Here is a 12,438-nt window from a genome sequence, read left to right on the forward strand (position 1 = left end):
ACTAGATGTAGCAGAATAACAATCCTGTAATTACTACATGTAGTGGTTGCGGCCAGATCACTTCCTACGGCTGGCGGCCTCTGCGAAGCGTGCAGTGACGGCCTCGCCGTGGGCCGGAAGGTCCTCCGCGCCGGATAGGCTCACGATGTGTCCGCTGACCTCCTGGAGCGCGGCCCTGCTGTAGTTGATTACCTGGATGGCACGCAGAAAGGTGGTCACATTCAGCCCTGAGGAGAACGCCGCCGTTCCGCTGGTCGGCAGTACGTGATTCGACCCCGCGCAGTAGTCCCCCAGGCTGACCGGGCTGTAATCCCCCACGAAGATGGCGCCGGCGTTTCGTATCCGGCTCGCCACGCCGGCCGCGTCCTCTGTCATGATCTCCAAGTGCTCGGCGGCGTAGGCATCGCAGGCCGCGATGCCCTGCTCGAGGTCCTCCACCAGGACCACCCCGGACTGCGGGCCGGAGAGCGCCTCAACAACGCGCTGGGAGTGCTTGGTCGCGGCGGCCTGGACGTCCAGCTCTGCCCTAACAGCGGCGGCGAGCTCCTCGGAGTCCGTGACGAGCACGGAGGCCGCCTGGGGGTCGTGCTCGGCCTGGCTGATCAGATCCGCGGCAACCAGGGCCGGCTTCGCCGAGGAGTCGGCCAGGATGGCGATCTCCGTGGTGCCCGCCTCGGAATCGATTCCCACGACGCCTTTGACCAGGCGCTTCGCTGTTGCCACGAAGATGTTTCCCGGCCCCGTGACAACGTCAACGGGCTCCAGGGCCGGTCCGGCGTCGGTGGCGTCCGCTCCGTAGGCAAAGGCGGCGATGGCCTGGGCGCCACCAATTGCGTACACCTCATCGATGCCCAGGAGGGCAGCGGCCGCGAGGATGGTGGGGTGGGGCAATCCCCCGAAATCCTTCTGCGGCGGCGAGGCCAGGGCGATGGACTCCACTCCTGCCGCGAGTGCAGGAACAACATTCATGATCACCGATGACGGGTAAACGGCCAGGCCGCCGGGGACATACAGTCCCACCCGGGCAACAGGGACCCAGTTCTGGCTCACGAAGGCGCCATCGCCGAGTTCGACGTCGATGTTCCGGGGGCGCTGCCCGTCCGCGAAGCGCCGGGCACGGCTGATGGACTCTTCGAGGGCACCGCGCACTGCCGGGTCGAGTTCATCCAGTGCCCGGGCCAGGGCTTCAGCCGGGACCCGCGGGTGCTCCTGATCAACGCCGTCGAAGCGGACGGCAAGGTCGCTGAGGGCGGCGAAGCCGCGCTGGCGGACGTCGGCAATGATGTCCAGGACCCGCTGCTCAGCATCTGCCACAGTCTGGTGCCGCGCGCGGGGAACAGCCGCACGCAGCCCGGCAAGAGCCAGGCCCTTGCCCCGGAGATCGACCGTACGGAAACTGACGGCATCGGCAGGAGGGGTAGTAGCAGGGAACTCAGGAGATATGGTCACCGGTCCATTTTACGCATCGGCGCTGTGCTTCCCGTGAAGGGGGCACTGCCGGTGTGACCGTCTGTCCGGTCCTGCCCCTGCTTTGACAGGTTAAGCAGGCTGATGATGAAGACGGCAGCGGCCGTGGCTCCCGGCCACAGAAGCACCACGGCAACCGATCGGAGCGAAAAGGCGACGCTGGCGTTGGCCGAGGTATCTGCGGGGGCACCAAACCAGCGGGCCGCAAGGATGCCTGTCTGCCACGCCAGCAGGGCACCCACCAGGGCGCCGGCAAGACCAAGCATCAGGTCCCGTTGCGGAAACCCGCGGGTTTTGTCCGTCAGAAACACCGCCAGCAGGCAGCCGGAAAAAATGAACAGGCCCGCGAGGGTGAGGTCGCGGGGCAGCCAGACCTGCGGATTCGTTCCGACCGCCAGCGAGGGATCCCTGGTGAGGAGGTTCAAGCCGCCAGGAGCGAGCAGCCACCAGAGCAGCCCCACCGGAAGTCCCGCCGCCGCAGCGGTAACAAACACTGTCCGTGGCATGGGAAAGGAACGACGGCGGGTGCGTAGTGTCATGAAACAAACCTTAACAAATGTTCAGGCACCTCAATCAAAGGACGTGGCGGGTAAACGGACTCCCCTGCACGGCCAGCGACCCATACCCTTGAAGTAAGTCCAGTGTCATCCAATTACATCAGGGAGTCCGTGCCAGTGACCGCCGACCAGGCGCCGTATGAACTGACGTTCAAGGAAATGTTCCGCCGCCATGCGGCAGGCGTCGCCATCATCACCGTGAACTACCAAGGCGAGCCCTATGGCTTTACAGCGACATCCGTGGCGTCCCTGTCGGCGCAGCCGCCCCGCTTCACTTTCAACATGGCACGCAGCTCCAGCTCCTGGCCCGCGGTGGCCAACACGACCCATATCGGAGTACACATGCTGGGACTGGAAAACCAGGAGCTTGCAGAGCGTTTCGCCCGGACCAAGAACCGCTTCGGCGGGGACCACTGGGAGCTCGGCCCGCACGATGTGCCAATCCTCAAGGATGTGGCCGGCTGGCTGATTGGCAAGATCCAGATGCGTCTGTCGTTCGAGAACAACGCCGTGGTGGTCGTTGAGGTGGTGGACGGACAGGTGGGCGAGGACGGTTCGCCGCTCCTCTACCACGCGGGGGGCTATGGCAGGCCCGTACCGCTGGACTACGAAATCTAGCTCCCGGAGATCTCAGCCCTTAGCTGTCCAGGCACGTGGGGCCCAGGAGCACCTTGAGGTCGCCGAACAGCGACGGGCTTGGGTTGACCCTGAGGTGGACGGGGAGGCCCATGACCTCCATCCGGGTGTCGCCCTGGAGCTGCAGCCGGACCTCGGAGGTGCCGCGGTGGGTCCGCAGCACGTCGCCCAGCTCGGTCACCACCGCTTCGGTGGCTTTATGCGTCTGCATGGTGATCACGACTGGACCGTTGAGGCTGTCGCTGAGGTCGGGGACGGAAAGCTCCATGCAGTTCAGGGTGATGGCGCCGTCGTCGCGCTTTTGCAGGCGGCCCTTGACCACAACGATCAGGTCCTCCGCCAGCACCGAGGCGATCGGTCCGTAGACCTGGCCGAAGAACATCACCTCCATGGAGCCACCCAGGTCCTCCACTTCGGCCCGGGCATAGGCGTTTCCGCTTGCCTTGGCGATGCGGCGGCTCAGCGAGGTGATCATGCCGGCGATGGTGATGATGGCACCATCGTTCGGGCCGTCCTCACCGATCACGGAGGTGATGGTCTGGTCGGCATGTTGGCTGAGCAGCCCCTCCAGGCCCTGGAGGGGATGGTCGGAGACATACAGGCCCAGCATGTCCCGCTCGAAGGACAGTTTGTCCTTTTTCTCCCATTCCGGCAGGTCCGGGATCTCCGTGGTCAGCGACGCTTCCGGCTCCTGGTCCTCGAAGCCCGCGAAGAGGTCGAACTGCCCGATGGCCTCGTTGCGCTTGAGCGTGATGACCGAATCGATGGCCTCTTCATGGATCATGGCCAGTGCACGCCGCGGATGTCCCAGCGAATCAAAGGCGCCGGCCTTGATAAGGGATTCGATGGTCCGCTTGTTGCAAACCACCGCCGGCACTTTCAGGAGGTAGTCCTTGAAAGAGGTGAAGGCGCCCTGGCTTTCCCTCGCGCTGACCATGGCCTCCACCACGTTCACGCCCACATTGCGGATGGCGGCCATGCCGAAGCGGATATCCGTGCCCACAGGGGTGAAGTTGACACTGGATTCGTTGACGTCCGGCGGAAGCACAGTGATGCCCATCTTGCGGCATTCGTTGAGGTAGAGGGCCAGCTTGTCCTTGTCATCGCCGACACTGGTGAGGAGCGCCGCCATGTACTCGGCGGGATAGTGAGCCTTGAGGTAGGCGGTCCAGTACGACACGAGCCCGTAGGCCGCAGAATGCGCCTTGTTGAAAGCGTAGTCGGAGAACGGCAGCAGAATGTCCCAGAGCATTTTGATGGCCGCGGCGGAATAGCCGTTGTCCATCATGCCCTTTTCAAAACCGGCGTACTGCTTGTCCAGCTCGGACTTCTTTTTCTTGCCCATGGCCCGACGCAGAATGTCGGCCTGGCCGAGCGTGAACCCGGCGACCTTCTGCGCGATGGCCATCACCTGCTCCTGGTACACGATCAGGCCGTATGTTCCGCCCAGGATCTCGGCGAGCGGTTCCTCGAGCTCGGCGTGGATCGGGACAATCTCCTGCAGCCCAGTCTTGCGCAGCGCGTAGTTCGTGTGCGAGTTTGCGCCCATGGGGCCCGGCCGGTACAGCGCGATCACGGCCGAAATGTCTTCGAAGTTGTCGGGGCGCATCTGCTTGAGCAGAGAGCGCATCGGCCCTCCGTCGAGCTGGAACACGCCCAAGGTGTCGCCACGGGCGAGGAGTTCGTAGGCGCCGACGTCGTCCAGGCCCAGATCCTCAAGGACCAGGTCGATGCCCTTGTTGAGCTTGATGTTCTCCACGGCGTCGGTGATGATCGTCAGGTTCCGCAGCCCCAGGAAGTCCATCTTGATCAGGCCCAGGCCTTCACACGTGGGGTAGTCGAACTGGGTGATCACCTGGCCGTCCTGCTCGCGGCGCATGATCGGAATGATGTCGATCAGCGGGTCCGAGGACATGATGACGCCGGCGGCGTGCACGCCCCACTGGCGCTTGAGGCCTTCCAGCCCCAGCGCCATCTCGAAGACCTTCTGGGAATCGGCGTCTGATTTGAGCAGCTCGCGGAGCTCGTCGGCCTCCGAGTACCGTTTGGCCTCCGGATTGTGGACATCGGCCAGCGCGATGCCCTTGCCCATCACGTCCGGCGGCATGGCCTTGGTCAGCCGCTCACCCGTGGAGAACGGGTAGCCCAGGACGCGCGAGGAGTCCTTAAGCGCCTGCTTGGCCTTGATGGTGCCATACGTGACAATCATGGCCACGCGCTCGTCGCCGTACTTCTCGGTCACGTATCTAATGACTTCCGAGCGGCGCCGGTCATCGAAGTCGACGTCGAAGTCGGGCATGGACACGCGTTCCGGGTTGAGGAACCGCTCGAAGATCAGCCCGTGGACCAGCGGATCCAGGTCCGTAATGCGCATAGCGTAGGCCACCATGGAACCGGCACCGGAGCCACGGCCGGGGCCCACCCGGATGCCGTTGTTCTTGGCCCAGTTGATGAAGTCGGCCACCACCAGGAAGTAGCCGGGGAAGCCCATCTGGACGATGACGCCGACCTCGAAGTCCGCCTGCTTGCGGACGTCATCGGGGATGCCCTTCGGATAGCGGTAGTGGAGGCCCTTTTCTACTTCCTTGACGAACCAGGACTGCTCGTCTTCGCCGTCCGGCACCGGGAAGCGCGGCATGTAGCTGGCGCTCTCGTTGAACTCCACGTCGCAACGTTCGGCGATGAGCAACGTGTTGTCGCAGGCTTCCGGGTGGTCGCTGAAGATGGCCCTCATCTCGGCCGGGGACTTGAGGTAGAACTCGTCGGCGTCGAACTTGAAGCGCTTGGGGTCGGCCATCGTGGAGCCGGACTGGACGCACAGGAGGGCAGCGTGGCTCGCGGAGTCCTCGGCGTGGGTGTAGTGGAGGTCGTTGGTGGCCACCATGGGCAGCCCGAGTTCCTTGGCGAGCTTGATGAGGTCGCCCTGGATGTTCCGCTCGATGTCCAGGCCGTGGTCCATCAGCTCGCAGAAGAAGTTCTCCGCTCCGAAGATGTCCCGGAAATCGGAGGCCGCCTGCTTGGCCTCCTGGTAGAGGCCCAGCCGGAGTTTGGTCTGAACCTCTCCGGAGGGGCAGCCCGTGGTGGCAATGAGCCCTTTGCCGTAGGTCTGCAGCAGGTCACGGTCCATGCGTGGCTTGTAGAGATAACCCTCGAGGGAAGCAAGCGAGGACATCCGGAAGAGGTTGTGCATGCCGGCGGTCGTCTCCGCCCACATGGTCATGTGCGTATAGGACCCGGCGCCCGAGACGTCGTTTCGGCCGCCATCGCCCCAGCGGACACGGGTCTTGTCCTGGCGGGCTGTACCGGGAGTCAGGTAGGCCTCGACACCGACAATCGGTTTGACCCCTGCGTTGCGCGCCTTGTTCCAGAAATCAAAGGCCCCAAAGACGAAACCGTGGTCCGTGGTGGCCAGCGAGGCCATGCCCAGTTCCTTGGTGTGGCTGAAGAGGTCGCCCAGCCTCGCGGCACCGTCCAGCATGGAGTATTCGGTGTGGTTGTGAAGGTGGACGAACGAATCATTGCTGGAAGTCACCGCACTATTCTATGCTCTGGCTCCCTGCCGCAGGCTCTGCGACGCAGTGGCTATGCCTGCCCCGACTCGAGGACTTCCAGGGCAAAGGCCAGATCCTGCGGGTAGTCGCTGGTGACGGTCACTCGCTCCCCCGTGACCGGGTGGTCGAAGCCCAACTGCCGGGCATGCAGCCACTGGCGCGTCAGGCCCAGGGTTGCCGCAAGCCGCGGGTCCGCCCCGTAAGTCAGGTCGCCGGCACAAGGGTGCCGCAGTGCGGAGAAGTGCACGCGGATCTGGTGCGTGCGTCCAGTCTCAAGGTGGACTTCAACGAGGGTCGCCTTGCCGAAGGCTTCCAGGACCTCATAGTGCGTGATGGAGGGCCGGCCGTCCTCGATGACTGCAAAGCGCCAGTCATGCCCCGGATGCCGTCCGATGGGCGCGTCGATGGTGCCTTCCAGCGGGTCGGGCAGCCCCTGGACCACGGCATGGTAGACCTTGTCCACGCTGCGCTCCTTGAAGGCCCGCTTCAAGGCTGTGTAGGCCCGCTCGGTTTTGGCCACCACCATCACACCTGACGTGCCGACGTCGAGCCTGTGCACAATTCCTGCCCGCTCAGGCGAGCCGGAGGTCGAAATACGGTACCCGGCTCCAGCGAGGCCGCCTACTACGGTGGGTCCCACCCAGCCTGGTGACGGATGCGCGGCGACCCCCACAGGTTTGTCCACGACTACAAAGTCGTCATCGTCCAGCAGGATCTTCAGGCCTTCCACAACTTCCTCCACCACTTCGAGCGGGTCCCGCCGCTCAGGCACCGTGACGTGCAGGACGTCACCAGCTACCAGGCGCGCGGACTTGCCCACTTTCTTTCCCCGGTTTACGACGTTGCCTTCGGCGATGAGCGTCGCCGCGAGCGAACGGGAGATCCCCATTAGTGCGGCCAGCCCGGCGTCCGCCCGCACGCCGCCGAGATCGTCCGCGACCACAACCCGCTCAGGCATCGCCGGGCTTCTCCGTCTGGGCGCCCCCGTGCCGGGATCCGTCGAGGGAAACACCACGCAGCGTCAGGATGCAGATGATGGCTACCGCCGAAACCACGGCGGAATCGGCGATATTGAAGATGGCGAAGTTGGGCAACTGGATGAAATCCACTACGTGGCCCATGCCGAACGACGGCTCGCGGAACAACCGGTCTGTCAGGTTTCCCAAGGCTCCTCCCAGCAGCAGGCCAAGTGCCAGCGACCACCAGGCGGAACCCAGCTTGCGCACCTGGAACAGGATGGCAAGGGAGACGCCGGCCATGATGATGGAGAACACCCACGTCACGTTCTCCCCGATCGAGAATGCGGCGCCGGAGTTGCGGATGAAGTACCAGTGCAGGAGGGGCGGCAGGACGGGGATACGTTCGCCTTCCACCATGCTGGAGGTGACCCAGAGCTTGGTGAGCTGGTCCAAGGCATAGGCGAACATCGCAAAACCTGCGAAAAGGGACAACAGCACGGCCCGTCGGGGTCGCGGCGATGATGGAACAGGGAGTGCAGCGTCAGCGGCAAGTTCGTCAGTCATGGTGCTTTCATTCGGAAACCAATGTCAATCACAAAAGCCGGCGGCTGAGGAATCCTCAGCCACCGGCTTTCAGAATACTTGCTTGACGGACTAGTTGGCTTCACTGACTTCCGGCGCAGCCACTGAACCGCGGGCATCGAGGTCACGCAGCTGGCCCTCGATGTAGGCCTTCAGGCGTGAACGGTAGTCGCGCTCGAAGCCGCGCAGCTGCTCCACCTTGCGTTCCAGGACGGATCGCTGCTGCTCGAGGGCACCCAGGATCTTGCGGGACTTCTCCTGGGCATCGTTGACCAGGCTGCTGGCTTCAATCTGGGCCTCGGCGATGATCTTGTCCTTCTGCGCCTGGCCCTCGGCAACGTGGCGGTCATGCATCTGCTGCGCCATGGCCAGCAGGCCGGCGGCGGACTCAGCGGAAACACTGCCTCCGGCAGCCTGGGCAGGGGCAGCAGGAATGGTTGCGACAGGCGCTGCCTGCTCTGCTTCCTGCTTCTTGCTTGCTTCGGCTGCCTTGGCATCGGCCTCGGCCTTGGCGCGGGCATCGTCCTTCTCCGCCTTGGCCGGCGCGGGAACCTTCTCGACCACTGGGGCAGATGCGGCGGAGCTGGCGGGCACGGCCGAACCGGCTTCCGCGAGCTTCTTGCGGAGCTCGTCGTTCTCCTGGTTCAGGCGCCGGAGTTCAACGACGATTTCGTCCAGGAAGTCATCTACTTCATCCTGGTCGTAGCCTTCGCGGAACTTGGTCGGCTGAAAGCGCTTGTTGACAACGTCTTCTGGCGTCAAAGCCATCTGGTCACCTCACTGGTCTAGTTAGTCAGTAGGCCTTCCGGCCGTCCAAACTACCGTACCTAAATATGGACTGGTTCCTCTAATTCAACACTGTGGTGTCAACCAGAGATTTCTTCGCCTTGCAGGCTGCCAGTTCCGTCCGGATCTGCGGCCTGCGCTGCTAGGTCTAATCGAAAATTACGCGAAACTCCTGGTAAACGCCATCGCCACGCTGACGGCGATGAACAAAATCAGGAAACCCAGGTCCAGCGAGATGCCGCCAAGCCTCAACGGCGGGATCAGCCTCCGCAGGACCTTGAGCGGTGGATCGGTGATGGAGTACACGGTGTGGGCCGTCACCAAGGCAGCGCCGCGTGGACGCCATTCCCTGGCAAACATCTGGACCCAGTCAAAGACGAGGCGGACGATCAGCGACACGAAGAACAGTAAGAGGGCGAGATAGACAAGTCCGAAAACAATTCCCATGACTTAACTCATATCTCCATGCTCATTCCGGATACCGCAGTGTCCTGCCAACGTTTCTTATCTATTTCAGCACAGATGCCAGACAGGTGTACCTGCCTGGCATCCGCGGTAAGCCTTGTGACTAGCTTTGGTTGAAGAAGCTGGCCTGTGTCTCGCTGACCTTCTTGTCATCGCCGATGACTTCAATGTACGACGGTGACAGGAGGAAAACCTTGTTCGTGACGCGCTCGATGCTTCCCCGGAGCCCGAACACAAGCCCGGCTGAGAAATCCACCAGGCGCTTGGCGTCGCCTTCACCCATGTCGGTGACGTTCATGATCACGGGGATGCCATCGCGGAAGCTTTCACCGATAAGTTTTGCGTCGTTGTAGGACCGCGGATGGATCGTGGTGATCTGCCGGAGCCCGCTGGTTTCTTCGCGGCTTGATGCCGCACGCTTGATGGGGGTCACTGGTGCGCGGTATTCCTCTTCAGGGGCGTACGAGGTGTCGCGGCCGACATCGCGGACGGGTGCTGGTGCACGGCGTTCGTCGCGGTCAACTTCCATTGAATCGTCCTCGTCCTTACGTGTGGTGTGATGCTCGGACTCGTAGTGTTCATCGCCATCGGCGAGCCCAAGATAGATCATTGTCTTGCGCAGAGCGCCGGCCATGGTCGACTCCTAATCGTGTCCATAGGCGGGCCACGCTGTGACTTGACAGCACTGGAAGTCCCCGCCATTCACTTCCAATAGTTCGACGCTACCCCACCGCAGGACGCGATCCGAGAATATCCGAACCGATTCGCAGGTGTGTCGCCCCAAACCGGATGGCCGCTTCGAGGTCCTGGCTCATGCCCGCCGAAATGGCCGTGGCGGAAGGATGCTCGGCGGCGAGCCGGGCGGAGATGGCCGCCAGTCTTTCGAAGGATTCCTCAGGCCCGGCCCCAAGCGGAGCGACGGCCATCACGCCCGCCAGCACCAGCCCCTCGGCGTCAGCCAGCCGCTCGGCCAGGACAGGCACCTCTGACGGTGATGCGCCGCCCCGGTGGGCCCCGGCGTCGTCGTCGAGACTGACCTGGATGAAGCAGTCCAGCGGGGTGCGGCCGGAAGCATCCTGCTCTGTGGCTACCGCACGGGCCAGACTGTCAACAAGTTGCAGGCGGTCCACCGAATGGACCGCGTGGGCGTAGCGCGCCACGGACTTGGCCTTCTTGGTTTGGAGCTGGCCTACGAAATGCCAGTGCAGCCCGAGCTCCGCCAGCTCCGCCGACTTCGCCGAGGCCTCCTGATCCCGGTTCTCGCCGACATCCCGGACCCCCAGCGCCGCCAGGCGACGGATGTCCTCAGCCGGATGGAACTTCGTGACCACGATCAGCGTGGGTAGATCCCCGCCCCGGCCGGAAGCATCCGCGGCGGATTCGATCCTGCTCCGGACCGCAGCGAGGCGCTCTGACAGCTCGGCAAACCGCTCAGCGTCCTTCACCACACGGCTTCCCTTCATGCTGCCATACGACCCCGGCGAACCGGCCGGTACGGCTGTTCCGGCGGTAGGAATAAAGTGCATCGTTCTCAAGGGTGCACGCTCCCGCATACTCGACGACGACGTCCGCGGCCTCCAGCTGGCTCCGCGCCCCCGCCGGAAGATCGAGCGCCGGAGTCCCCCACGACGTCGTCGACCAGGTGGCCGGAACCGCGCTGGCGACTGCGGCTTGCAGGGCTGCCGGGACTTCGTAGCAGGCGCCGCAGATCGATGGTCCGAGCCACGCCCTGATTCCGGACGCACCGAGCGACCGCATCCGGTCCACCGCTGACGGAATGATGCCATTGGCTATCCCCGGGCGGCCGGCATGCACGGCGGCCAGGACCGGACCAGACGGAGCTTTGCCCACCAGCAGTACCGGAATGCAGTCCGCGACCATGACGGCCAGCGGCAATCCCTGCGAAACCATGGCGTCCGCCTCGGGTGCAGGTGTGCCGGCCTCCATCAGGGCTACGGAGGTGCCGTGCACCTGGTCCATGAACCGGAGGGAGCCGGGAGACGCACCCATGGCCCGCTCCAACCCCTCCCGGCGCCGGATCACATCAGCAGGGTTGTCCCCCACGTGCAACGCCAGGTTCCCGGCGCTGGTGTCGGTGAATGCCACAGACACCCCGGGGAGGACTTCCGACCGCGAGAAAAACAATCCGTGCCCTACTTCAGGAAGTCGGGGACATCCAGGTCATCGGCTTGGTGACCGGTGAGATCGGGCTCCACAACTGACGGCAGGTCGACGTCGAATCCTGAGTCTGCGGGGACGGCGGAAGAACGCTGCTGCCCCCAGTTGCTGAGTCCGGACGCGCCGACCCCGGCGTGGACGGGCTGGACATTCATCTGGTGGCTGCCGCCTGACGACGGGGCCTGGGCAGGGGCAGCCGACGGGGCGGCTGGCCTCTGCGGCGCCACCTGGGGCTGTGACTGGTCCATGGACGGCGAGGTGGCCTTGACGTCGTCGAAGCCTGCGGCGATGACCGTTACGCGGGCCTCATCTCCGAGCGCGTCGTCAATAACGGCGCCGAAGATGATGTTGGCCTCGGGGTGGGCAACTTCCTGCACCAGGCGGGCGGCCTCGTTGATCTCGAACAGGCCGAGGTCGGACCCGCCCTGGATGGACAGCAGCACGCCGTGGGCGCCGTCGATGGAGGCTTCCAGCAGTGGGGACGCGATGGCCAGCTCCGCAGCCTTGACCGCCCGGTCTTCTCCACGCGCCGAACCGATACCCATCAGCGCCGAGCCTGCGCCCTGCATGACGGATTTCACGTCGGCGAAGTCAAGGTTGATCAGGCCGGGAGTGGTGATGAGGTCTGTGATGCCCTGGACACCGGACAGCAGGACCTGGTCAGCGGAACGGAAAGCGTCCAGGACGGAGACGTTGCGGTCGCTGATGGAAAGGAGCCTGTCGTTGGGGATGACGATCAGGGTGTCAACTTCGTCGCGGAGGGCGTCAATGCCCGCCTCGGCGGAGCCGGCACGGCGGCGGCCTTCAAAGGTGAAGGGCCGGGTGACCACACCGATTGTCAGCGCACCCAGGGAGCGGGCGATGCGCGCCACCACGGGAGCGCCGCCGGTGCCAGTGCCGCCGCCTTCGCCGGCCGTCACGAACACCATGTCTGCACCGCGGATGACCTCTTCGATCTCGTCGGCGTGGTCCTCTGCAGCCTGCTTGCCCACCTCGGGGTTGGCTCCGGCACCAAGTCCGCGGGTCAGCTCGCGGCCGACGTCGAGCTTGACGTCGGCATCACTCATCAGCAGGGCCTGGGCGTCGGTATTGATGGCGATAAATTCAACACCTCGGAGGCCGACCTCGATCATGCGGTTGACTGCGTTCACGCCACCGCCGCCGATGCCGACGACCTTGATGACGGCCAAGTAATTCTGCGGAGCTGCCACGTTACGTGTCCCTTGTTCGTGTCTTATTGCGAAAACTGATGGAGTC

General features: G+C 64.1%; 12 protein-coding genes. 1 reads left to right on the plus strand and 11 read right to left on the minus strand.

Annotated elements, in window-relative coordinates:
* Nucleotides 1-57 precede the first annotated feature (57 nt).
* Together hisD and J7E83_RS11945 are read right to left on the minus strand one after the other, a co-directional pair.
* Nucleotides 58-1,449, minus strand: a complete 1,392-nt coding sequence (gene hisD / locus J7E83_RS11940; protein ID WP_214962334.1) for a histidinol dehydrogenase — start codon at nucleotides 1,447-1,449, stop codon at nucleotides 58-60.
* The gene (locus J7E83_RS11945; RefSeq protein ID WP_214962336.1) at nucleotides 1,446-2,006 is read right to left on the minus strand and encodes a hypothetical protein; all 561 of its coding nucleotides are present in this window, start codon (nucleotides 2,004-2,006) and stop codon (nucleotides 1,446-1,448) included. Before J7E83_RS11945 ends, hisD begins: the two co-directional genes overlap by 4 nt.
* A 177-nt stretch (nucleotides 2,007-2,183) precedes the next feature.
* Here J7E83_RS11945 and J7E83_RS11950 point away from each other — a divergent pair, with 177 nt between their 5' ends.
* A complete protein-coding gene (locus J7E83_RS11950) occupies nucleotides 2,184-2,642 on the plus strand; it encodes a flavin reductase family protein (RefSeq protein WP_251043808.1) in 459 nt (152 codons plus the stop codon).
* A 19-nt stretch (nucleotides 2,643-2,661) separates the two neighbouring features.
* Here the strand turns inward: J7E83_RS11950 and dnaE are convergent, their stop codons facing one another.
* The 9 genes from dnaE to ftsZ form a co-directional block, all read right to left on the minus strand.
* Complete coding sequence (gene dnaE / locus J7E83_RS11955) at nucleotides 2,662-6,192, minus strand: DNA polymerase III subunit alpha (RefSeq protein WP_214962338.1); 3,531 nt, start codon at nucleotides 6,190-6,192, stop codon at nucleotides 2,662-2,664.
* Between the two features lie 50 nt (nucleotides 6,193-6,242).
* A complete protein-coding gene (locus J7E83_RS11960; protein WP_214962340.1) occupies nucleotides 6,243-7,169 on the minus strand; it encodes an RluA family pseudouridine synthase in 927 nt (308 codons plus the stop codon).
* A complete protein-coding gene (lspA, locus tag J7E83_RS11965) occupies nucleotides 7,162-7,734 on the minus strand; it encodes a signal peptidase II (RefSeq protein WP_214962342.1) in 573 nt (190 codons plus the stop codon). The genes J7E83_RS11960 and lspA overlap by 8 nt, the downstream gene beginning before the upstream one ends.
* Nucleotides 7,735-7,824: 90 nt before the next feature.
* Nucleotides 7,825-8,520: a DivIVA domain-containing protein gene (locus J7E83_RS11970; RefSeq protein WP_214962344.1), complete on the minus strand. Its 696-nt coding sequence runs from the start codon at nucleotides 8,518-8,520 to the stop codon at nucleotides 7,825-7,827.
* A gap of 177 nt (nucleotides 8,521-8,697) precedes the next feature.
* The gene (locus J7E83_RS11975) at nucleotides 8,698-8,985 is read right to left on the minus strand and encodes a YggT family protein (RefSeq protein ID WP_214962346.1); all 288 of its coding nucleotides are present in this window, start codon (nucleotides 8,983-8,985) and stop codon (nucleotides 8,698-8,700) included.
* Between the two features lie 121 nt (nucleotides 8,986-9,106).
* Nucleotides 9,107-9,637, minus strand: a complete 531-nt coding sequence (locus J7E83_RS11980) for a cell division protein SepF (RefSeq protein ID WP_214962347.1) — start codon at nucleotides 9,635-9,637, stop codon at nucleotides 9,107-9,109.
* 88 nt (nucleotides 9,638-9,725) lie between these two features.
* Nucleotides 9,726-10,466 (minus strand): YggS family pyridoxal phosphate-dependent enzyme, encoded by a 741-nt coding sequence (locus J7E83_RS11985; RefSeq protein WP_214962348.1) that lies wholly within the window; start codon nucleotides 10,464-10,466, stop codon nucleotides 9,726-9,728.
* The gene (locus J7E83_RS11990; RefSeq protein ID WP_214962349.1) at nucleotides 10,435-11,148 is read right to left on the minus strand and encodes a polyphenol oxidase family protein; all 714 of its coding nucleotides are present in this window, start codon (nucleotides 11,146-11,148) and stop codon (nucleotides 10,435-10,437) included. Before J7E83_RS11990 ends, J7E83_RS11985 begins: the two co-directional genes overlap by 32 nt.
* An 8-nt stretch (nucleotides 11,149-11,156) precedes the next feature.
* Entirely contained in the window at nucleotides 11,157-12,392 is a 1,236-nt protein-coding gene (gene ftsZ, locus J7E83_RS11995; protein ID WP_214962351.1) for a cell division protein FtsZ, read from the minus strand.
* Nucleotides 12,393-12,438 lie beyond the last annotated feature (46 nt).

The organism is Arthrobacter sp. ISL-48, from assembly GCF_018613805.1.
GTDB lineage: Bacteria > Actinomycetota > Actinomycetes > Actinomycetales > Micrococcaceae > Arthrobacter.

Excerpts from the sequence above, each read along its gene's own strand:
- J7E83_RS11950 (WP_251043808.1), top strand. The coding sequence starts at position 2,184 with ATGTTCCGCCGCCATGCGGCAGGCGTCGCCATCATCACCGTGAACTAC.
- J7E83_RS11970 (WP_214962344.1), bottom strand. The coding sequence starts at position 8,520 with ATGGCTTTGACGCCAGAAGACGTTGTCAACAAGCGCTTTCAGCCGACC.
- J7E83_RS11960 (WP_214962340.1), bottom strand. The coding sequence starts at position 7,169 with ATGCCTGAGCGGGTTGTGGTCGCGGACGATCTCGGCGGCGTGCGGGCG.
- J7E83_RS11985 (WP_214962348.1), bottom strand. The coding sequence starts at position 10,466 with ATGAAGGGAAGCCGTGTGGTGAAGGACGCTGAGCGGTTTGCCGAGCTG.
- J7E83_RS11980 (WP_214962347.1), bottom strand. The coding sequence starts at position 9,637 with ATGGCCGGCGCTCTGCGCAAGACAATGATCTATCTTGGGCTCGCCGAT.
- lspA (WP_214962342.1), bottom strand. The coding sequence starts at position 7,734 with ATGACTGACGAACTTGCCGCTGACGCTGCACTCCCTGTTCCATCATCG.
- J7E83_RS11975 (WP_214962346.1), bottom strand. The coding sequence starts at position 8,985 with ATGGGAATTGTTTTCGGACTTGTCTATCTCGCCCTCTTACTGTTCTTC.
- J7E83_RS11945 (WP_214962336.1), bottom strand. The coding sequence starts at position 2,006 with ATGACACTACGCACCCGCCGTCGTTCCTTTCCCATGCCACGGACAGTG.